This is a genomic window from Maribacter dokdonensis DSW-8, assembly GCF_001447995.1.
Classification (GTDB): Bacteria; Bacteroidota; Bacteroidia; order Flavobacteriales; family Flavobacteriaceae; genus Maribacter; species Maribacter dokdonensis.
Genome location: NZ_LDPE01000004.1, coordinates 45,012 through 68,591 on the forward strand (window position 1 = coordinate 45,012; position 23,580 = coordinate 68,591).

The following is a 23,580-nucleotide window of genomic DNA, read 5'->3' on the forward strand; positions in this document are numbered from 1 at the left end:
AAACAACAACGACATGAAGAAATTAACTAAAATACTAACGGCATTTGTACTGGTAGCTAGTATGAATACGGGTTGTGCACAAACCAAAAAAGTGGTGCAATTATCTGATGATGAACGAATGGAATGGTGGCGTGATGCCAAATTCGGTATGTTCATACATTGGGGTGCATACTCAATAATTGGAGGGGAAAGAGGAGAGAAAATTGCAGGCGGTGGCGCAGAATGGGCCATGGATAAATTAGATTATACCATAGAAGAGTATGAGAAGTTTCCGGCAATGTTCAACCCAGAATTGTTTAATGCCGATGACTGGGTGAAAATGGCGAAAGATGCCGGTATGAAATACATTGTCATCACTTCTAAACATCATGATGGTTTTGGTCTGTGGGATTCAAAAGTATCGGATTATGATATTATGGATGCCTCACCATTTAAACGTGATATTATTAGGGAATTAGCGGAAGCTTCAAGAAAGCAAGGCATTAGATTTGGTGTATATCATTCCATAGTAGATTGGCATCATCCTCAAGCACAAGGCAATTTATTTCCAAACTATAATGCAGGCCAAAAAGACCAAACCGTGGTTAATCCAGAGTTTCCTCAATACTATAAAAATTACCTAAAGCCACAGGTAAAGGAATTGCTTACCAATTACGGCGATATTGATATTGTTTGGTTTGATGGTGATTGGATCGCAGATTATACCACGGAAATGGGTAAGGATATGTACGGATTTATTCGTGAAATGCAACCCAATACCATTATAAACAATAGAGTGGACAAAGGACGAAAAGGTATGGAAGGCATGGATCGTGAAGGTAATTTTGCAGGCGATTTTGGTACACCTGAACAAGAGATACCAGCAACCGGTATTGCTGAAGATTGGGAAGCTTGTATGACCATGAACGGTACATGGGGCTACAAACCAGACGATACTAAATGGAAAAGTAGTGAAGATCTTATTCAAAAATTAGTAGATATCGTATCAAAAGGGGGGAACTTCTTATTAAATATTGGTCCTGATGGTTACGGTAGGTTTCCATCACAAAGTATTAGAAGGTTAAAAGCATTGGGTGAGTGGACAGATGCCAATGGCGAGGCAGTTTATGGGGCAAAAGCTAGTCCGTTTGATATGCCGGAGTGGGGTAGGTATACCTCAAAAGATGGCGTTATTTACGCACACATTTTCAATTGGCCAGAAGATGGAAAGTTGAAGTTGAACAAAGCAATTAAGCTTAAGAACGCTTCTATGTTGACGAATGCGGCAACATTAAAGACTCAATCTGCCGCAGATGGTATTGTTGTAGAGTTGCCAACAGAAAAACCTGATTCAGAGGTAATTGTTTTAAAACTAGAGATATAGGTAATTTATTTAAACGGATCATTGACCTAAATGGTGTTTTAAAAGCTAGGATTAGATGACATAAGGGTTATGTTAAGATGAAATCAAGAATTGTATTTGGGGTTAGTCTAATTATCCTGTTTTTAGGATGTACTAACCCTACAACACCAGAATTTGATATAAAAAATGGACTTATGTCCGTTGAGGCATTTGTATCCAATTTTGAGAAATCATCTTATGCCAAAATTTACAGGTTAAATGAGTTTAATGCCGGTTTAAATAGTTATGTAAATGTCTTTGAAGAAAAAGCAGAGGTAAGGTTCATTAACAGTAGCACCAATGAAGAAGTAGTTTTAGTTGAAGATGTAAAAAATGAAATTTACTTGCCACCGCTAGATTTTGTTGCGTTAGAAGGTGAAACTTGGCAGTTATACGTAAGGTTGCAAAATGGTACAGAATATATATCTACACCAGAAACAATGTCCAATGTTGTACCTATTGTAAACTCAACCGTAGCATATGATAAAGAGCTTGAGTTTGTGGCTAGTGAAGGCAAATTTGTGCCCGGCCATCAAATTACTGTGAACGCAACTGATCCTTCAATAAAAGGTAATTATTACTATTGGACATATAGAACCTTTGAAAAGAATACTATTTGTGTTTTTTGTCCAGAGTATAATTTTTTTAGGGATGGTATGTGTGTTGAATATACAGATCCGGAGAGGGCACAAAATGTTCCGCCATATTTTACCTATTTCTGTGAATCTGATTGTTGGCAAATACGCTATAATAATCGGGTCAATATCTTGGCAGATGAATTTATAAACGGTAGTACATTTGAGTTACCGGTAGCAAATTTGCTTTTATATAATAAGAGTAAGATTTTAATAGAGCTTCAACAGTATTCAATTTCTGCTTCAGCCTATAAATACTTTTCGGTTTTAAAGGATATTGTTGATGACAGTAATGGGTTAAATGCTCCACCTCCAGCGGCATTATTAGGAAACATCATTAACCCAAACGATGAAGAAGAGGTTGTTTTAGGAAGGTTTACGGTTGCGGCAGCATCGTTGAATAGAATTCTTTTGAGTCGTGACGGAATTGAAGAAAACGAATTGGAACCTTCAATTATTCCTTTACCCGAAAGCGCTCCAATACCGAAGGATCGTAGGGTATATGAAGCACCTTGTTATGAAGAGTCTCGTTATTTGACCTATACGGAACCAGAAGGATGGAATTAGATTCTAAAATCTATTTAAAAATAACTGAAGTATGAAAATAACTTTTTCATATCTACTGTTTTTAGCACTGTACATCACAAGTATGAATGTGTATGGTCAAGATTTTGACCTAACAATAAAATTAAAGAACAGCCTTACCAATGAACCTTTGCCTAATGCAAATATTTTTATCATGCCCTGTTCTTGCGGAGGAGCATCAAACGAAAATGGTGAGTTAACCATCAAATTAAAACAAGGTGAATATACGGTAAGAATCTCTTATGTAGGCTTTAATGAAAACTTACAGAATATAGTACTGGAAGAAGATACGATCTTGGAAGTCTTTCTTGAAGAAGAAAATGAAGTATTGTCGGAAGTTGTGGTAAGGGCGAAAAAAAGAAACGAATTATTGGAATCACCACAAATGGGTGTATTGCAGTTAAACGCTCAAGAGATAAAAAAAATGCCTGCGGCTTTAGGTGAATTTGATGTTTTAAGAAGCGTAACCCTAATGCCGGGAGTAAATAATTCAGGGGAAATAAGTAATGGAATTTCGGTGAGAGGAGGGTCTTTAGATCAAAATTTATTGTTGTATGACTATGCACCGGTATTTAATCCTACTCATTTATTCGGTCTGTTTTCTGTTTTCACGCCCGATGCTCTTTCCTCTGTGGATATTTACAGAGCTAATATTCCTGCAAGATATGGCGGTAGGTCAACGTCCGTATTGGATATAAAAGTGAGAAATCCGTATGTAGATAAGTTTAAATTATCTGGAGGGGTAGGTTTGGTATCTAGTAGACTAACCGTTGAAACACCACTAGTTAAAGATAAATTAATGGTCATGGCTGGCATACGTGCCGGATTATCGGATTTTTTACTGCCCATATTCTCAGAACGCTTAAAGAATACAAAAGCTAGGTTTTATGATAGTACCATAAAGCTTTTGTACCTACCTTCAGAAAAAGATCAAATTTCATTCACGGGATTCTACAGTAAAGATTTTTATCAACTTGATTTAATTACGAAGGTGGAAAACATCAATGCTGAAAATAATCAGTATGATTTTAAAACGTTGAACGGTACACTTAATTGGTCACATACCTTCAATGAAAAGGTAAGTTTAAAAACCATTTTTGTTGCAAGTAATTATTCGCCAAAAAACATTTTTCCAGAATTGGAGAACACCAATGAAATAGAATATAAATCTGGAATACATTATTTAAGCCTAATTTCTGAAGTATCAAAAAAGGTCTCTGATAAGCTGGATTATTATACGGGTGTACAACTAAATAATTATAAGATTAATCCAGGAGAATTGGATCCTGGTTTATCAAACGGCGTATTACCCGTAAATCTTCTTGAAGAAAACAGTTATGAACTATCGGGCTATGCTAATGCGAATTGGAAACCTAAACGTAATTTGACATTATCTGCAGGATTACGCTACAACTATTTTCAGTTTAATGGACCGTATGTTCTTAATAATTACGATGAAGCAGGGGAAGTGGTCATAGAAAGTAATTTAATTGAGAAAGGTAAAAAAGTAAAGTCATACAATAATCTAGAACCTAGATTGGGTGTTAATTTTAAGATTGATGAAAGTACTTCTGTCAAAGCAAGCTACGCAAATGCAAATCAGTATTTACAGAATGTGTACAACAGTACAACGCCCTTACCAACATCTAGATGGAAAACTTCAGATAGTTTTATAAAACCACAAAGTAGTAATGCTTATGGACTTGGAGTATATAAAGACCTAAAAAATAATGAAATTGAGGTAGGTGTAGAAGGTTATTTTCGAAGTTCTAAAAACAATTTGACCTATAGGCCAGGAGCAGATTTCTTTTTGGCAGAATCTATAGAGCAAAGTGTAGCCCAAGTAGAAGGAAAAGCATATGGTGTAGAACTGAGTTTTAAAAAAAAGGTGGGCAATGTAAACGGATGGTTAAATTATACATGGTCTAGAAGTTTGTTAAGGTCAGATGAGGAGAATCTTTCAAACAGGATCAATAATAATAATTGGTTTAGTTCAGATTTTGATAGACCTCATATAATTAATGCTTCGGTCAATATCATTGCTGACAAGTATAATACAGTAAGTTTTAATTTTACGGGACAGACCGGTAGGCCATATACCATTGCAAATGGGGTCTTTGAGTTTGAAAATATTAATGTTCCTATATTTTTGGAACGTAATAATAATCGGTTGCCAACGTACCATCGTTTAGATTTTTCATGGAAGGTAACTTATAGTAAAAAGAAGAATCCGCGCTGGGTGGGAGATTGGACGTTTACCGTTTATAATGTCTACGGAAGGAAAAACGCGTATAGTAGATTCTACTCACAGCGAGATGGTAATTTAGATAAGGATTTTTTCGGGGGATTCCCTTTAGGCTCTTACCAGTTAGAAGTATCCAACAGTCCAATTTTGGCACTTACCTATAACTTTACTTTTCAGTAGAAAATAGCATGTAATTTGACGGTACTTCTATGACGTACCCTATCTATTTGTTTACAATTAAATATATCTCCGGTTTGCAATACTCCCAGAATTGCAATGAATTAAAGGTTGCGCATCATAATTTATACACATTGAACTATGATTTAAGCCATTTTTAAGTAAAAAAAGTAACATTGCTAATGCTATAAGAACAGGGCTTGTAGTTCAGCGTAAGCAGCAAGATTATATGAATTTTTTAATGCGAATATGGAAGAACGTAAACGACACATAGTATATGCACTTATTTTGGTTTTATCACTTATCATTTTAAATTCCTGTACGGGTCAAGAAAAGACAAAAGTTAAAAAGTTGGATATCAAAGCTTATTTGGATCTTGCAGATAAAGACACTATTTATCCTACTGACAAGCAATTGGCAATGCTTAAAGAAATAATGCCAAGAGAAGCATTTCAGCCAGCGCCTAAAATATCGAATAGGGCGTATTGGAAAAGTATTGCAGAAACGAGCTCAGGTAAAGAATACTTGACGAAGGCATTGGAGCTTTTAGATAAAAAACCCGAAGTACCCATTACGGACAGTATTTATAGACTTGCCAATAAAGAAGGTAACCGGGGTATTTACAAACCAAGGTATTACAGAACTATGGATCGTTTAGAACGCTTTATTCTTGCAGAATGTCTGGAGAACGAAGGACGTTTTTTACCACAGATCAAGACGTATAGCAAAGCTATAATGAGTATGAAATCATGGTTGCACCCTAATCATGATGATGATGAAAACGGAGTTTTAGAAGGTAGGCGAATATCCATTGACTTGGGTGCACGAAAATTTGGGGGTGTACTGGCATTGGCTGAAAATTTGTTGGAAGATAAATTGCCTAAGTCATTACAAGATGAAATTCATAAACAGTTGCAAAGACGTATTACGGATTCTTATTTAAAAAGTACAAAGTATTTAGATGAGAATAATAAGTGGATAAAGAGTACCAGTAATTGGAATTCCGTTTGTACCAGTGGCACGGTGTTGACCACGATCACCAGTTCAGAAAGTTATGAGAAGCGTTTGGCAACTGTAGGTGCTGCGCTTAATAGCATGGCGTATTATTTAAGCGGTTTTGGTGATGATGGGTATTGTTCAGAAGGTTTGGGATATTGGGGTTATGGCTTTGGGCATTATTTGTATTTGGCTCAAATATTACATGATTATACCAATGGAAGTATAGATTTATTTATTTTCAATAATGCGAAAAAAATGGAGAATGTTGGCAATTTTCCCGAAGGATTTGAAATTCAGAAAAATGTTTGTTCTCCGTTTTCAGATGGGGTTTCATCCATCTCAAGAAAGGGTAGTAATTTCGCCGATGTTTTATCTGCAAAGCATTATGGTGCCATTCCACCGACCGAAATAAGAATGGAGGAAGCAGCAGAGCAATTGATCGCTTGGCAATACCCGGAAATGTTTCAAGTTGTTGAAAAATCGAAACCATCGAAATTACCTGATCATACATACTTCAATGATTTTGGAATGGTCATTTCAAGGGGAAAACAGGAAATTCCATTTTCAATTGCCCTAAAAGCAGGTCATAATGCCGAAAATCACAATCATAGTGATGTGGGTACATATAGCCTGGTATTGAACGATGAAATTATAGCAGGAGACATAGGTGCGCCATCATATAGGGCAGGATCTTTTTCTCCGGATAATAAAGCCAGAAGTTCTTGGGGGCATCCCGTACCCATGGTCAACAACACCTTACAGTCTAACGGAATTGAATTTAAGGGAATTATTACGGAAACAGATTTCAGTGATCAAATAGATAAGGTGGTTATGGATATTTTACCTGCCTATGAATTACCAATGTTAAAAACCTTGGAAAGGACGGTAACAAATAATAAGTCTGGTAAAGGCACCATTATTATTGAAGATCATTTTGTAGCAACGGAGCCTGTTAGTTTTGGATCGGCAATAATGACTTTAAACGAGTATGAAATTTTAGATGGTAAAACCGTTATTTTAAAGACGGCCAACCAGCAAGTAAAAGCCGAGATTAAGGGCAAAGGTTTTGAATTTCACATTAAAGATGAAAAAGTACCAGTGGAACATTTAAGGGAAGGTGGTCCTGCTTATAAAATTGGAATAGAGTTTACTGAACCTAGTGTTGAGGGAATTCTGACCATCAAATTTACACCAATATCATAATGCGAAATAGACTTTTAGTAATATGCTGTTTACTCGTTTCTATAGTTCATAGCCAAAACAATATTTTAGATAAATTGGGTGTAGCACCAGTTGAAGGCGGACTCATTATGGAAGATTATTGGGTTTGGGGAAGTTCTGTGATAAAGGGAGAAGATGGAAAATATCATATGTATGCTTCAAGATGGCCAAAATATTTAAAGTTTCATCCTGGGTGGATGATCGCTTCTGAAATTGTACATGCCGTTTCAGATTCAGCTGAAGGTCCTTATGAATTTAAAGATGTTGCGCTTGGAGCTAGGGGTGCACAGTATTGGGATGGTAGGTCTTGTCATAATCCAAAGATTGTGAAATATAAAGAGAATTATTTGCTTTATTATATGGGATCTACACATCCGTTTGAAGAGTTGACAGAAGAAAATTCAGATGCGCTAACATTAGATAGCAAATGGTGCATAGCCGGTAGATGGGGTAAAAGGGTAGGTTTAGCCACTTCTAAGAGTCCAAATGGACCATGGAAACGGTTAGACACTCCAATTTTAGATGTAAAACCAGATTCTTTTTACAGCTATATTACTTCAAATCCTTCGCCATTGATTAAAAAAGATGGTTCTGTGGTATTGTTATTTAAAGGTCGAAGCTATAGAGAAGATAAAATTACGCACACTGACCAGTTTATAGGTGTGGCTACGGCAGATTCTTTTGATGAAAAATATAGCGTTGTTGGTAATGAACCACTTTTCTCGGCATATAAATTTGGGGAAGTGGAAGACCCACATGTATGGAGCGATGATAATGGTTTTCATATGATAGCGAAAGATATGACGGGTGCAATTACAGATGGGTATCATGGTGGGGTGCTAGCACATTCTAAAGATGGAATTCAATGGGCATTGGATAAAAATCCCTTGGCATATACCAGAGAAGTAACTTGGAATAACGGACAAACTATTGAGCAAGGTCAGTTGGAAAGACCGTTTGTTTTAGTTGAAGATGGCGAGCCAACCCATATTTTCTTTGCCACAATGGATGGTCCAGGAGGATTTGGTAATGGCACAAAAACATGGAATATGGTAATACCACTAACAGATAATAAATAATACACACATGAAATTAATAGGTAAGGTTCTATTTCTATTATCGGTTTTTGCGATAACAACATCGTTTATGATCTATGTTGTAGATAACCAACAGGAGATCATAGAAGTACAAACACTTTCTGAATTCAAAAAGTACTTGAATAAGGACAATGTAAAGGTAAAACTGGCAGCAGGCAATTATCAGATAGATGATGCTAAGAAAATTAGGTTTATGGAGTTTACAGGTAATAACAGCTACTTTGACCTTACCGGGGCAAGATTTATGGTCGATACAAAATTGTTTAGTCGTAATGATCTAGAATCTAGTAATGATGGTAATGACATGTATTGTGCCATTGAGGTTTCTGGTAAAAATGTCACGCTTGAAGGTTTGTATATTGAAACCTATGGAGATACACCAGGTAAGCAGAGCAAGAATAAAATATTCAATGTAGTTGGTGATGATGTTACCCTTAAAGATATAGAAATCCGTACGGCAGGATCTAGTCCATGGGGCTATGGAAGTTTATATGGTTTAGGTGGGGGTGATGTTCGAAAAATGAACGGTATTCGTGTAGGTTATCCCGCAAAAAATGCAAAATTAATAGGTTGTACAGTCCATATGAGAGCCATGGGGCATGCCATCTTTTTACAAGGTGCAGAGAATACGTTGATAGAAGATTGCCATGTAGACGGTTTACTTAGAACAACAAATGCCATTCTTAAGGAAACTTCAGGTTATCTTTTTGATAGGGATTTTTACGCATTAAAGCCAAAACATGAACATAAACCCGGTTATGTTGAAGGAACAATTATAGGTAGAGATGGCAAAATTCTGCCAAATGAGATTATTTCTTTAAGCGAAGACGGAATCCGAATGTATCCGGAATACAACGGTCATAAAACCTTGAATACAACAGTAAAAAATTGTACGGTTACGCAAATGCGAAGAGGTATTTGCACGGGTTTAAGCACATCTGGCGATAAAATTATTGATTGTGTAGTACGCAATTGCGTAGCTACCGGATATAACATAGGTAATGCAGATACAGTAATTAATTGCAGTGCAGATGCAAAATATGCAGAAGCATTTTGCGTACCCTATACAGATGCCAAAGGGGCATATGTAGAAATGAATATTTTAGATAGCAGAAATGGCTTGGCCAATAATCTATTGGCGAAAATTAATGGTACGGGGCATGAAGTAATAATTAAAACGGCAGACCCAGCTTACATACCAGAAAATTTAGAGATAAAATTATCGGTTTGGGAGGGCTATGGCAACTTCAATAAAAATGCGGTCATGCATGCCACTGATATCAAATTAGAGAATGAAACTGCAGCGAAAGTACTTTTATTTCCTGGTACCAAAAATCCCGAAATAAAAAGTGAAGGTGAAGTGGTTAAGGTTTCAAAATCCAAATAAAATCCAATGATGTTTACAATTATAAAAAGGCTGAAAATTAAAAGTAGAGCAGTAATATGTACCAATGTTCTAATAGGATGTATCTCAATATCTTTTGCCCAGAGTACTGAAAAGATACCACTACCGACCAATTTAGAACAAGGCTATCCAAGGTTGTATATTACTCAAGACGAGAAAAAAGACCTTCAAAAAACCATTAAAAAAGAAACCTGGGCAAAAGAGGTGTTACAGGGCATTCATAATCGAATTGATACTCATGTAAAGCGCCATCAATCAGATCCGGAGTGGATGGTTTCAAGACTGCAAATGCATTGGAAAACCAAGGCGACCAACATTTATGTAAACGGGGTAAATTATTCACATGCCGATGGTGAAGCACCAGTGCCTACGGTTCGTTTTGTAGGAGCAAGAGATTATACCACTCCCTATGGTAAACCTAATTTAGAAGATATTTTGCCTTATATGGATGACCCAAGGGGATTGTATTTGCCCAATAGAAGTAAAGAGGGCAAACCATTTGAGTGGGTACACCCTGCTAAGACCGGTAGAATTATCTACTCGATAAACGAAGAAATAATAGGTCTTGCACGTGATGCCGCCTTCATCAATTGGTTAGAAAATGAAGAGGAGTATGCTAAATTCTCCTTCGATGTTTTTCATAAATATATGGAGGGCATGTCATATAGAAGTGAGCCCATAGATTTGTTGAACGGTCACATACAGACCCTTGTAGGTTTTACTAATTTTCAGGTGATACATGAAAATGTTCTGATTGAAATAGCTGAACTCTATGATTTTTTACATCCGTATATAGAAGCAAAATATCCGCAGCATATTGCCATGTACGATAAAACCATAAAACGTTGGACAGACCAGATCATTAAGAACGGTGTACCGCAGAATAATTGGAATTTACACCAAGCAAAAATCATATTGAAAGCTGCAATGGTTTTGCAAGATGACCGGTTCTATGAAGACAAAAAAGGCAGGGAATATTACATAGATTATATATTGAACGTAACCTCTGCTCGTCAATGGTCGTTGATCAAATTTATGGATTATGGTTATGATAAGGAAAATGGAGTTTGGGCAGAGTGTCCTGGGTATTCTATGGGTGTCACCAAAGATTTAACCCACTTTGTAGAAGACTTCAATAATACCTTTGATCATAATATTTTACCATACATGCCCATAATGGAAGATGCGGTAAAAATGCTGCCACAGTATCTATTTCCTAATGGGCAAACGGTTGCCTTTGGTGATAGTTATTATGGTCCGCTGAGTTCAGAACCAATGAACGATATGATCCGTATTGCCCAGAAGAATAATAATGTAGAGCTAGAAGAGGAATTTACCGCAATGTACCGCCTATTTGCGGATAATGAAGCAGGGCAAAAGAAAAAGCAAAGAGCCGATATAAGTTCGTTCTTTGCCAGTAAACCGTTAGAAATCAATCCGAAATACAAAAAAGGAAATTTGGACGATTATATTACCCAAACCTTTTATGCTCCTAATGTAAGTTGGCACGTACAGCGCATGGGTAAGGGCAAAAACGGAATGATGGTTTCTTTAAATGCATCACTGGGAAATCACATGCATGCAAATGGAATTAACATGGAATTGTACGGAAAAGGATTGGTACAAGGTTCTGATCCAGGTAAAGGAGCTGGCTATTTACAACCGGTGTATTTGGAGTTTTATTCTCAATTTCCGGCACACAATACGGTCATGGTAGATGGTGTATCATCCTATACCGAAATGCTCAGCTATCATGCATTTGATTTGATGGGACAATACCCAATTTCAGGACAGAAAGAGGGGTATTACAAAGATATTACCTATTCTGATGTCTATTTCTTGGAGCCCGAAACGCAAAGCGACCAATCACGTTTGGTAAGTATTGTAAAAACAGGTGAGGAAACAGGATATTACGTTGATATTTTTCGCTCGAAGAAGCAACGCAAGGGTGATAAATTTCATGACTATTACTACCATAATTTGGGTCAGACCATGAAGGTGATGGATGCGGATGGAAACCCCTTAACACTTTTACCCAGTGAGGAAATGGGCTTTGCGGGCGGACATTTGTACGCGCTAGATTATATGTGGGATAAAAAATCCGTAAAGTTAGAAGACGACTATCAAGCCGAATGGAAAATAGATATGCCAGATAGTGAAGATGATATTTTCATGAACCTTTGGATGAAAGGTACAGAAGGTCGTGAGGTATTCTCCATTAAATCACCACCTAATAAAGGATTTAAGGGTAACCACGGTTTACCATATGATGTAGATAAAGCCCCTTATTTAACGTTGACGGCAAGACAACATGGCGAGGCTTGGGAGCATCCATTTGTGTCGGTATATGAACCTTTTACATCTTCCAAAGGAAAAAGTATAGAGAAGATTTCAAGTTTTGAAGACCAAAATAACAGTAAAGGTTTTGTTGGATTAAATATTACACATACCTCTGGAAGAAAAGATTTGGTGTTCTCTACGGTCAATAATCAAACAGCAACTTATGGTGAAGTAAGTACAAATGCTACGTATGCATTGATTGGTACAGAGAAAAATGAGAATGTAGTCCTATTTATGGGCAATGGTACACAATTGAAAACAAAAGATTTAGTGATTGCTTCAGTTGAAAAAGGTAATGTGGTTTTAGAACTGAAAGATGGTAAACTGTATTTACATAATGAAGTTCCTGTAAGTATTACCCAAAATGGCAAGAGTCAACAGTTCAAAGTTGGTGGTTTTAGGGCGGTTGGTATTGAATAGTATAAAAATTGTAGTGTAGATATTTAAAGAAGTCAAATGAAAAACCAACCAGAATCCTTGAAATTAATGTCGTTATGTTTTTTAATGGCATTTTGGACGGTAGCTTTAATGCAGGCTCAAAAAACTGAATCTGACCTTAAACTATGGTATACGGCACCAGCGGCAGATTGGAATGAAGCTTTGCCAATTGGTAACGGTCGTTTGGCGGCTATGGTTTTTGGGAATCCCATTAACGAGAATATTCAATTGAACGAAAGTACCTTATGGGCTGGCGGTCCGCACCGTAATGATAATCCAAGGGCAAAAGAATCTTTGTCCAATATACGACAACTCATTTTTGAAGAAGACTATGATCAAGCTCACGGTATCGCTAATCGCGATTTTATTTCAAAAACCTCTCATGGCATGCCCTATGAAACGGTGGGGAATTTAAGGTTGAATTTTAAAGACCAAAAAAATTACACCAATTACTACAGGGAATTGGATATTGAAAATGCAGTGAATACCACCATGTATTCGGTCAATGGTGTGGAATTTAAAAGAGAGGTTTTTACCTCTTTTACGGATGAGGTCATTGTAATGAGGTTAACAGCCAATAAAGAAGCTCAAATTAGTTTTACGGCAACTATGGATCGCCCAGAACCGGCTAAAGTTAGGTTGTTTACTGAAAACAGTGATGTTTTGGTCATGACAGGTTTTGGTAGTGATAATAAGAACAAGCGTTTGCCAGAAGAGTCTGAGCCGGTTAAAGGTGAAGTAGAATTTGATACCAGAATAAAAATTGTTCCGGAAGGCGGAAAAATAGTTTCAACGGCAAGTGAATTAAAGGTAACAAATGCAAATAGTGTGATGCTGTACATTTCAATAGCTACAAGTTTTGTGGACTACAATGATGTAAGTGCAGATGCTCATAAAAAGGCAACAGATTATTTGGCTAAAGTATCCTCTAAAAAATATGATCAATTGTTAAGCCGTCATTCAAATTTTTACCAAAAGTATTTTAATAGGGTCTCATTACATTTAGGTAGTACAGATGCGGCAAAAAATCCTACTGATGTTAGAATAAAAGAATTTAGTACCGGTATAGATCCATCGCTAGTTGCCCTGTATTTTCAATTTGGCAGGTATTTATTGATTTCATCTTCGCAACCAGGTGGTCAGCCGGCCAACTTACAGGGCTTATGGAACAACCTATTGGTACCACCTTGGAAAAGTGCCTATACCGTAAATATCAATACAGAAATGAATTACTGGCCTGCTGAGGTTACCAATTTATCTGAAATGCATGAGCCATTAATTGATATGGTAAAAGATCTTGCAGTAACGGGAAAAGAAACCGCAAAGGTTATGTACGGTGCAGATGGGTGGGTAACCCATCACAATACAGATTTATGGAGAATTACCGGTCCTGTAGATGGGGCAACTTGGGGAATGTGGCCAACTGGCGGAACATGGTTAAGTCAGCATTTATTCGATAAATATGAATTTAGTGGTGATGTAGCGTATTTAAAAACGGTTTATCCAGCTATGAAAGGTGCCGCTGAGTTTTGTTTGAGTATGTTAACTCCAGAACCTGAAAATGGTTGGTTGGTAATTTCACCTTCGATATCCCCTGAACATGGACCCAAAAACCGTTCTAAAAATGTATTTATCGCGGCAGGTACTACCATGGATAATCAATTGGTGTTCGATATGTTGACAAAAACAATAAGAGCGGCAAAATTACTAAGGGTAGATGATAAAATGGTATCTAAAATGCAGTGGGCTTTAGCGAAACTACCTCCAATGAAAATAGGTCAACATCATCAGCTTCAAGAATGGATGCAAGATTTAGATGACCCCATCGATGATCACCGTCACGTATCTCATTTGTACGGTTTATATCCTTCAAATCAAATATCGCCCTATAGAAATCCGGAGTTATTTCAAGGTGCCAAAAATACTTTGATTCAAAGGGGAGACCCATCTACCGGGTGGTCAATGAATTGGAAAATTAATTTGTGGGCTAGAATGTTAGATGGCAACCATGCCTATAAATTAATGGGCGATCAAATAAAATTAGTTGGCAGACCAGACTCGCCTAAAGGCGGAGGTACTTATGCCAATATGCTAGATGCTCACCCGCCATTTCAAATTGATGGTAATTTTGGGTTCACCTCTGGTGTAGCGGAGATGTTGGTTCAAAGTCATGATGGGGCAATTCACTTATTACCTGCATTACCAGATATATGGGGAAAGGGCAAGGTAATGGGTCTTCGGGCTAGGGGAGGTTTTGAAATCAAGGAGTTAGAATGGAAAGATGGTAGAGTTGTAAAAGCTATAATCCGATCTAATCTAGGCGGAAACCTTCGTGTAAGAGGGTATGACAAATTGCAGGATCAAAACGGTAATGAATTTAAAGTTGCAACCACGGAAAACGTGAATCCGTTTTATCAAGTGCCACAAATTAAAAAGCCCGTCATATCAATAACAAATCCTGAAGAGCTTATTTTAAAACCTACATTCTTATATGACTTAGCTACAAAAGTTGGGCAAGAAGTTATGCTATTTGCCAAGTAGTTTTATGAATTAAAATCAGGTTTGCTTTGCAATTACTTAAAAACCTTATTTCTAGGCATAATAGGCAATAATTTATAGAAGTTGAATAATAAGAGATACATGTTTTATTCAATAAAGAATAAACTTGTATAGATCAATAATCAACAACTTTTAATTCATTCTTACCTATGTGGAATTTTTTATCGAACACTTCAATTTTCAAGTCCATTGTTTGTGCATTTTTGCTGATCCAAATAGCATGCGCACCAAATAATGAAAAGAATATAGATGCAGAAGTGGTTATTTATGGTGGCACATCTGCAGCAATTGCTACAGCGGTACAATTGGCAAGAATGAATAAATCGGTCATTATTGTATGTCCGGAAACCCATATAGGCGGTCTCTCATCTAGCGGACTAGGATTTACCGATCTGGGAAATAAGGAAGTCATTGGGGGTATTTCAAAAGAGTTTTATCAAGAAGTATACAAACACTACCAGAATAAAGAAGCTTGGAACTGGCAACCAAGAGAGGAATATGGTAATGAAGGGCAAGGCACCACCGCCATAGATGATGAGCTCAAGACCATGTGGACATTTGAGCCCCATGTTGCTGAACAAATTTTTGAGCAATTTGTAAGGGAGCATAACATTACCATACATCGCAATAAATGGCTAGATAGGGAAAAAGGTGTAGAAGTCGAGAACGGAGTGATCAAATCTATTACCATGCTGAACGGGGAGAATTATAAAGCCAAGATTTTTGTTGATGCCACTTATGAAGGAGATTTAATGGCTGCCGCAGGTGTAAATTACCACGTTGGTAGAGAAGCTAATAGTGTTTATGGTGAGGAATGGAACGGTGTACAAAAAGGAATTTACCACCACAGCCACAACTTTCAACAGTTGAATATTAGTCCGTATGTAATACCCGGCGATTCTACTAGTGGAGTACTTCCTAGGATATCAACAGCACCACCGGGTGAAAATGGTTCAGGAGATGAAGGGGTGCAGGCTTATAATTATAGATTATGCACTACTAACGCAGAAGGCAATGTGGTTCCTTTTGAGAAGCCTGAGAATTATGATCCAGCACAATATGAATTGCTGAGAAGAGTATTTGAAGGTGGTAGATATTCCATGTTCGGAGGGGGCAAGATTCCCAATAAAAAGCGCGATGTTAATAACGTAGGACCGTTCAGCTCTGATAATATTGGAATGAATTATGACTATCCGGAAGCATCTTATGAAAGGAGAAAGGAAATTTTACAAGAGCATATAGACTATCACAAAGGTTTGCTTTATTTCTGGGGTCATGATGAAAGTGTGCCAGAACGGTTTAGGACAAGCATAAAAAAGTGGGGTCTTGCCAAAGATGAGTTTGTGGACAACGGTCATTGGCCCTACCAAATTTACGTTCGCGAAGCAAGGAGGATGATCGGGGAATTTGTCATGACGGATAATGAGATACTTGGAAAAAAGAAAGTATTAAAACCTATAGGTATGGGCTCCTATGCCATGGATTCACATAACGTTCAACGCTATATAACCAAAGAAGGCTATGTGCAAAACGAAGGTGATTTGGGTATAGAGCCAGACGCTCCCTATCAAATACATTTAGGTACAATATTGCCAAAGCAGAAAGAATGTAAAAATTTATTGGTTCCTGCTGCAGTCTCTAGTTCGCATATTGCCTTTGGGTCCATAAGAATGGAGCCTGTATTTATGATTTTAGGTCAGAGTGCCGGTACCTTGGCAGGAATGGCCATAGATGGGGAGAAAAATATTCATGATGTTGCATATTCTGCTTTAAAGCAGCAATTGATTAAAGACGGCCAGGTGTTGGAATATCACGGACCAGATGATGAAGCTAAATGAGAATAAGTACAGGACATATTGTTTTCATCATATTGTTAATTACATCTTCAATATCAACCTATGCTCAAGTAATAAATGCAGGAGTGAGAGGTAATACTGCAGTAGATCTTTTAGAAAGATTAAATGATGATGTATTGATTAAATCTCCAGATTTGGTGATAGTAATGGTTGGTACAAATGATATGCTGAATTCTAAAAAGTTGGTTTCATATCACGCGTATGAGGATTATTTAGAGCGCATTGTCATACGCATAAAGCAAATGAAAAGTAACGTTGTGCTTATGACATCTCCACCGGCAGATTCTGTCTATTTATTTAAAAGACATGATAAGAAGTTGTTTAAAGAATCGCCTAATGTGAAGTTGGATAGTGCACGAAATAGGGTTCATCATGTGGCAAAAAAATTATCGGTGCATTATTTGGATTTATTTCAGGTTTTTAATGATATGAATTTGCCCAAGCATAACAGCGATTTATTTTTTAAGAATAGTAGCAATAGTGGAGCTGCGGACGGCGTGCATCCTACGGCATTGGGCTATCGGTTTATTGGAGAATTTGTATTTCGATATTTAAAGGAAAACCTGTTATTGAAAAATCCACAAAAGATTATTTGTTTAGGCGATTCTATTACCTATGGCAGCGGAATGGTTGGTAGAGGAACAGCTATGGGAGATACGTATCCTGCAGTCCTTCAGGATTTTATAAATAATGAATACAACAGTATAAATAGACCAAGTAAAAACTGATAAAATGAAAAAAAGGAGAATGCGCCAATTACTACTTGTTTTGCTCATATTAATGGTAAATGTGAATTTCATCAATGGGCAATATCACAAGAAATTAGAGGAAGGTTTTGTACAACTGTTCAATGGTAAAAATTTTGATGGCTGGCATCTCAAATTAAAAAAAGGTGATAGTATCATGGCAAAAGAAGTATACGCTATAGAAGATGGTATGGTACATGTTTTTAAGGATATGCCAGATAGTTTAAATCTAAACACGGGAGAAAATGCCACTCATGGTTTATTCTATACTAATAAGAAGTATAGTAAGTACATACTTAGGTTTGAATATAAATGGGGAGAGAAAATCACCAATAATTTTGATGAATGGCAGTATGATGCGGGCTGCTATTACCATGTTTTTGATGATAAAGTGTGGCCTAAGGGTTTGGAATATCAGGTTCGATATAACCATATTACCGAAAGAAACCATACAGGCGATTTTTGGGGTGCTGGTGTAAGTTTAGATTGGACAGCTACTGAAGATGGCAAAACATTTTTATTGCCCAAAGATGGAGGTAAGGAAATGCGTAATATGAAAAATGAAATTTATGGGTATGCATCTCCCAAATATAATGCCTTGAACGGAAAATGGAATCAGTGCGAAATTATTGTAATGGGCAATGTATATACCATTCACAAGTTAAATGGTAAAATTGTGAATATGGGCACTAACCTTTCGGTGGAGGAAGGTATCATCGGTTTTCAATCGGAAACGGCAGAAATATTTTATCGAAACATAGAAATCAAAGAATTCGATAAGGTTATTCCAATTGAAAAATTTCTAAATTAAAAGTAACTCATAAATGCTTATAATTTATATGGAATGAACTATAAATTATATCGCATAGCTATATTAAAAATTACGTCGATATAAGATCCATAATTCAGCAGTTCTATTGTTGTTGGTAAGTTGAACTAGGGGACAGATCTTGATGAAATTAAATGAAATCAAAGAATGAATAAAGACAGAGTTTTGAGCAAGGTAATCGTAGTTTTTTTAATAGCTATAGTTGGTCTTGGTTGTAAGGGTAAAGAGAAGAATAAACCGGTTGAGGTAAAAAAGAAACCTAACTTTTTATTTGTTCTGGTAGATGATCAATCTCCTTTCGATTTTAAATTTTACGATTCTACTTCAACTTTAGATGCCCCAACGATAACCAAATTGGCAAAAGATGGTTTAATAGTAGATGATGCCAGACACATGGGGGCTATGGTGGGTGCGGTTTGTACCCCATCTAGACATATGATCATGAGTGGGAGAACGGTTTGGAGCTTACCATCTATGCAAGGATACATCAACCCTAACGCACCTGAAAATTTAGAGGAAAACACCATTGGTGCCATTTTCAATAGGGCAGGGTACAGCACCATGCGCACATGTAAAAAGGGAAATTCATATCCAAAGGCGAACAAACAGTTTACCGTGGTGAAAGATGCTACAAAACGCGGAGGAACAGAAGAGTCTGGTAGTGCTTGGCACGCTGATCAAGTATTGACTTATTTAGACGGTAGGGAAGAAACAGCAGACGAAAATCCGTTCTTTATTTATTTTGGTCTTTCGCATCCACATGATATTCGGGACGGTACGCCAGAATTATTGGCAAAGTATGGTGCAACAAATCATACCGATAAGAACAATCTTCCGCCTGCAAATGAAAATCAACCACCCTTACCAGAAAATTATTTAAATGCCCACCCTTTTCATCATGGGCATTTAGAATTACGTGATGAAGAAAATGTTAGTGGTGTTTGGAAAAACAGGGATGAGCAAACCGTTAGAAACGAAATAGGGAGGGAATATGCCTGTTCAGAAAATATTGATATTCAATTGAACAAGGTCTTAAATAAATTAGAGGCTATGGGAGAATTGGATAACACCTATGTTATTTATACTTCTGACCATGGTATAGCGGTTGGGCGTCACGGTTTAATGGGGAAGCAGAATTTATATGAGCATTCATGGAGGGTGCCATTAATTGTAAAAGGTCCTGGTATAAAGGCAAATCAGCGTGTTAAGGGTAATATATATCTGACCGATATTTTGCCAACCCTGTGCGAATTAGCCGAAATAGAAATACCGGAAACGGTACAAGGGAAAAGTTTTAAGCCTGTTCTTATGGGAGAGCAAGAAAGCCTTAGGGATGTCATGTACGGCGTGTATGCTGGCGGTTCAAAACCAGGTATGCGTACCGTAAAAAAAGGGGATTGGAAATTAATTAAATATGATGTTTTAGACGGTAAGGTTCGTGAGACACAATTGTTCAATCTTGCGGAAAATCCTAATGAATATATAGCAGAACATAGTAAACCTACAGAAATGCAAAATGACTTGGCAGAAAACCCAAAATACGCAGCTAAGTTGGCAGAAATGGAAAAATTACTTTTAGAGGAAATGGAAAATTACGGAGATCCATTCAGGTTATGGGATCAAGAAACTAAATAACTATACATGATGATTTTAAAAAACACACGTAATATTACAATTTTAACGCTACTATTTTTTAGCGTATTAATGAGTTGGGCGCAACAAGCTAAAACAACGGAACAGCCTAATATCATTATTTTTCTTTGTGATGATCTAGGGTATGGAGATCTATCATCTTATGGGCATCCTTTCATAAAAACTCCGAATATTGATAAGTTGGCGGCAACAGGCATTAGAATGACAAATTACTATGCTGCAGCACCGGTTTGTTCACCTTCCCGTGTAGGGTTGTTGACGGGGCGTAGTCCCAATAGGGCAGGGGTGTACGATTTTATACCGGGTCCTAAGAAAAGTGAGGATTTAAGGGATAAGGTCCACTTGCAAGAAGGTGAGGAAACCATACCGGCAATGTTAAAAACCGTAGGTTATGAAACTGCTTTGGTTGGTAAATGGCACTGTAGTTCTTTATTTAATAATCCTGCACAACCACAACCAGATTATTTCGGATTCGACCATTGGTACGCTACCCATAACAATGCTTCGCCAAGTCATAAAAATCCAAAGAATTTTGTAAGAAACGGAGAGAAGGTTGGTCAGCAAGAAGGGTTCAGTTGTCAGTTGGTGGTAGATGAAGCTATGAGCTGGTTGGATAATAGAAAAGGAGATCATCCATTTTATTTACAGGTAACGTTTCATGAACCTCATGAACCGGTAGCTTCACCAGAAGATTTAGTACAGGAATATTTGCCATATTCCAATGGTCTTGCTGAAGCCGAGTTTTTTGCAAATGTTGCCAATGTAGATAAGGCTGTGGGCAGGTTATTGGCATATTTGGAAGAAAAAGGAACAGAAAACACCTTGGTCATTTTTACTTCTGATAACGGACCGGAAACATTTACACGTTACCCTGGCGCAAAAAGAACCTTTGGGCGAACTGGTGGTTTAAAAGGGAGAAAATTATGGACCACAGAGGCAGGTATTCGTGTTCCTGGTATTGTGAATTGGATAGGAAAACCTATGTATACTGGTACTACGGATGCTGTTGTATCCGCATTGGATTTTCTGCCTACATTATCAGAGCTTACCGGAGCCAAATTACCAAATAAAGAGTTAGATGGTGAATCCTTTTTATCCCTGATTAAAACAGGGAAATTTGAAAGAAAGAAACCATTGGTTTGGGGTTTTTACAATGCCTTAAACCAACATAAAGTTGCTATGAGATATGGTGATTATAAAATATTGGCACGTTTAAAAAACAACGGTGAATATCTTCCACAGATAATGAACGTATACGACGGTAATGTAGCTTTGATCAAAGAAAGTGAACTAACCGATTATGAGTTATACAATTTAATTGAGGACAAAATGGAGTCCGTAAATCTAGTAGAAACAAAGCCCGAAAAATTTACGGAAATGAAAAAATTACTTCATGCGGAGTACGGTAAGTTGCTAGAAGGTAGTCATATATGGAGAAATGATTCTAAATAATTTAAATCGTTTAATAATAGTAAATGATGAAATATTGGAGTCCTAAAAGTATATTTTTTGGAGTAATTGGTGTGGTTGTCTTTTTATCAGGCTGTGAAAGTCAAGTAGAACATTTACTTGTTTCTCCAAATACTAACTTGAAAGGACAACTCGCCATCACCGAGTCTAAACTACATTTCATAGTAGTACATGACACAGATACAATTTTGTCCTCTTCTACAATAGGGCTAGAATTAGGGGAGATTGATTTAACCCAAAATGTAGATATTAGCGAAGTAACTTATAAGACTTATGATAATACTTGGTCTACTGTAAATGGAAAGCAACCGACCGTAAAGAATAGCTATAATGAGTACACATGTAAGGTTGTTTCAAATACCAATAATAATGTGGGTTATAACATTCAGTTTAGAATGTATAATGACGGATTCGCATTTAGATACCATTTTCCGAAAATCTTAGGAGATAGTTTAACCATTCAACAAGAATTGACCAAGTTGAATATTCAACAAGAATACACCTATTGGTCATATAATGGGGAGCGCCATAATTTAGGTCCTATTAGTAGTGCCGAAGGTTCACGTGAAAAAGTAAAGACACCTATGGTAATTAAAACCAATACGGGTAAATACATTTCGGCGTTGGAAGGTGCTATTAAGAACACGGCGCCCTTTTCTTTTAATGTATCAAACAAGAGTGGCGTGTTATCCATAAATAATAAACCAATAAGCGTTAGTTCTGGATTTGAAACTTCATGGAGAACTTTTATTATTGGTGACAAGGCTGGAAGCTTGGTTTCATCAGACCTTTTGGTAAATCTTAATGAACCCAATAAAATAGAAGATAGCTCATGGATTAAACCGGGTAAAGCACTTTGGGATTGGCGTGTGTGGGGTTATACTACAAAAGATGGTTTTGTGTATGGTGGTAATACCGTATCCCATAAACGAATGATTGATTTTGCCAGTCAAAATAATATACAATATTTATTGATAGATGCAGATTGGTATGGCTCAGAATTTAATGAATCATCTGATCCTACCACGTCTAAAAGCGACATTGATATTGAAGAATGTATCGCTTATGGTAAAAAGAACAATGTAGGTATCATATTGTATTTGAACGATGTTGGAGCCAAAACTTATGGATTGGAAAATGTTATTAAGCAGTTTGCAGAATGGGGTGCCGTTGGTATTAAATATGGTTTTATGAAAGGAACCCCCAAACAGAAAGTTATACATACCCAAGAGGTTGTTCAATTGTGTGCCAAATACAAATTGATGGTAAACTTTCATGACAGTCCTGTGACACCTAGCGGTGATTATAGAACGTGGCCTAATTTAATGTCTAAAGAATATGGCCACGCTCAGGCGGATGCCAAAAGATCATACTATCCTGAAACTGCCGTAAATGCCACCTTAATTAATTTGATTTCAGGACCATTGGATTTGACCAATGGATATTTTGATTTAAACGAGGCCCATAAGCGTGATAAGGTATTTCAACAATTACCTGGAACTGTGGTTGCAGAAGTGGCAAAGCTAATTGCGGTACATACCGGCTGGATGGTGCTGCCAGACAGTCCCGAAGCATATATGGCTAAAGAAGATCTATTCAATGCCATTAGACAAATGCCGGCACAATTCAATGGCTTTAAAGTCTTGGATGGTGAAATTGACGAGTTTGTCAGTATTGCTAGAAAAGCAGGCGAAAATTGGTTTGTAGGTTCTCTTACCAATCGGGAAGGTAGGGAGATTAATTTACCGTTAGACTTTCTTGACGAAGGTGAAAAATACAAAGCTACATTTTATGAAGATACAAGTGATTCTCACTTTTTAGAAAATAAGGAATCATACACCATAAGCATTACTGAGTTAACAAAGGAAAGTAATTTAAAAATTAGAATGGCACCAGGTGGAGGTCACGTATTACATCTAGAAAAAATCAATTAGTTTTTAAAAC

General features: G+C 37.0%; 14 protein-coding genes. All 14 read left to right on the plus strand.

The genetic code is table 11. The annotated features are described in order from the left end of the window. Positions 1-13: 13 nt before the first annotated feature. The gene (locus I600_RS15085; protein ID WP_058105391.1) at positions 14-1,363 is read left to right on the plus strand and encodes an alpha-L-fucosidase; all 1,350 of its coding nucleotides are present in this window, start codon (positions 14-16) and stop codon (positions 1,361-1,363) included. A gap of 77 nt (positions 1,364-1,440) precedes the next feature. Beyond that, complete coding sequence (locus tag I600_RS15090) at positions 1,441-2,583, plus strand: DUF4249 domain-containing protein (protein WP_058105392.1); 1,143 nt, start codon at positions 1,441-1,443, stop codon at positions 2,581-2,583. Positions 2,584-2,614: 31 nt separating this feature from the next. Then, entirely contained in the window at positions 2,615-5,026 is a 2,412-nt protein-coding gene (locus tag I600_RS15095) for a TonB-dependent receptor (protein ID WP_082642989.1), read from the plus strand. Between the two features lie 246 nt (positions 5,027-5,272). Further along, a complete protein-coding gene (locus I600_RS15100) occupies positions 5,273-7,225 on the plus strand; it encodes a hypothetical protein (protein ID WP_058105394.1) in 1,953 nt (650 codons plus the stop codon). Further along, the gene (locus I600_RS15105) at positions 7,225-8,322 is read left to right on the plus strand and encodes a glycoside hydrolase family protein (protein WP_058105395.1); all 1,098 of its coding nucleotides are present in this window, start codon (positions 7,225-7,227) and stop codon (positions 8,320-8,322) included. Before I600_RS15100 ends, I600_RS15105 begins: the two co-directional genes overlap by 1 nt. 7 nt (positions 8,323-8,329) lie before the next feature. Beyond that, entirely contained in the window at positions 8,330-9,727 is a 1,398-nt protein-coding gene (locus I600_RS15110) for a right-handed parallel beta-helix repeat-containing protein (protein WP_157490910.1), read from the plus strand. 6 nt (positions 9,728-9,733) lie between these two features. Then, positions 9,734-12,505, plus strand: coding sequence for a hypothetical protein (locus tag I600_RS15115; RefSeq protein WP_209439202.1), 2,772 nt, complete (start codon positions 9,734-9,736; stop codon positions 12,503-12,505). A 36-nt stretch (positions 12,506-12,541) separates the two neighbouring features. Further along, on the plus strand, positions 12,542-15,064 hold the full coding sequence (locus tag I600_RS15120; protein WP_082642990.1) for a glycoside hydrolase family 95 protein: 2,523 nt from the start codon (positions 12,542-12,544) through the stop codon (positions 15,062-15,064). Positions 15,065-15,231: 167 nt separating this feature from the next. Then, positions 15,232-16,920, plus strand: coding sequence for an FAD-dependent oxidoreductase (locus I600_RS15125; RefSeq protein WP_058105397.1), 1,689 nt, complete (start codon positions 15,232-15,234; stop codon positions 16,918-16,920). Next, positions 16,917-17,666, plus strand: coding sequence for an SGNH/GDSL hydrolase family protein (locus tag I600_RS15130; protein ID WP_058105398.1), 750 nt, complete (start codon positions 16,917-16,919; stop codon positions 17,664-17,666). The genes I600_RS15125 and I600_RS15130 overlap by 4 nt, the downstream gene beginning before the upstream one ends. A gap of 4 nt (positions 17,667-17,670) precedes the next feature. Then, on the plus strand, positions 17,671-18,495 hold the full coding sequence (locus tag I600_RS15135; protein ID WP_082642991.1) for a 3-keto-disaccharide hydrolase: 825 nt from the start codon (positions 17,671-17,673) through the stop codon (positions 18,493-18,495). Between the two features lie 165 nt (positions 18,496-18,660). Next, positions 18,661-20,148, plus strand: coding sequence for a sulfatase-like hydrolase/transferase (locus I600_RS15140; protein WP_058105400.1), 1,488 nt, complete (start codon positions 18,661-18,663; stop codon positions 20,146-20,148). Between the two features lie 6 nt (positions 20,149-20,154). Continuing rightward, positions 20,155-21,618, plus strand: a complete 1,464-nt coding sequence (locus tag I600_RS15145; RefSeq protein ID WP_209439203.1) for a sulfatase-like hydrolase/transferase — start codon at positions 20,155-20,157, stop codon at positions 21,616-21,618. Positions 21,619-21,641: 23 nt separating this feature from the next. Further along, entirely contained in the window at positions 21,642-23,570 is a 1,929-nt protein-coding gene (locus I600_RS15150; RefSeq protein WP_082642992.1) for a glycoside hydrolase family 97 protein, read from the plus strand. Positions 23,571-23,580 lie beyond the last annotated feature (10 nt).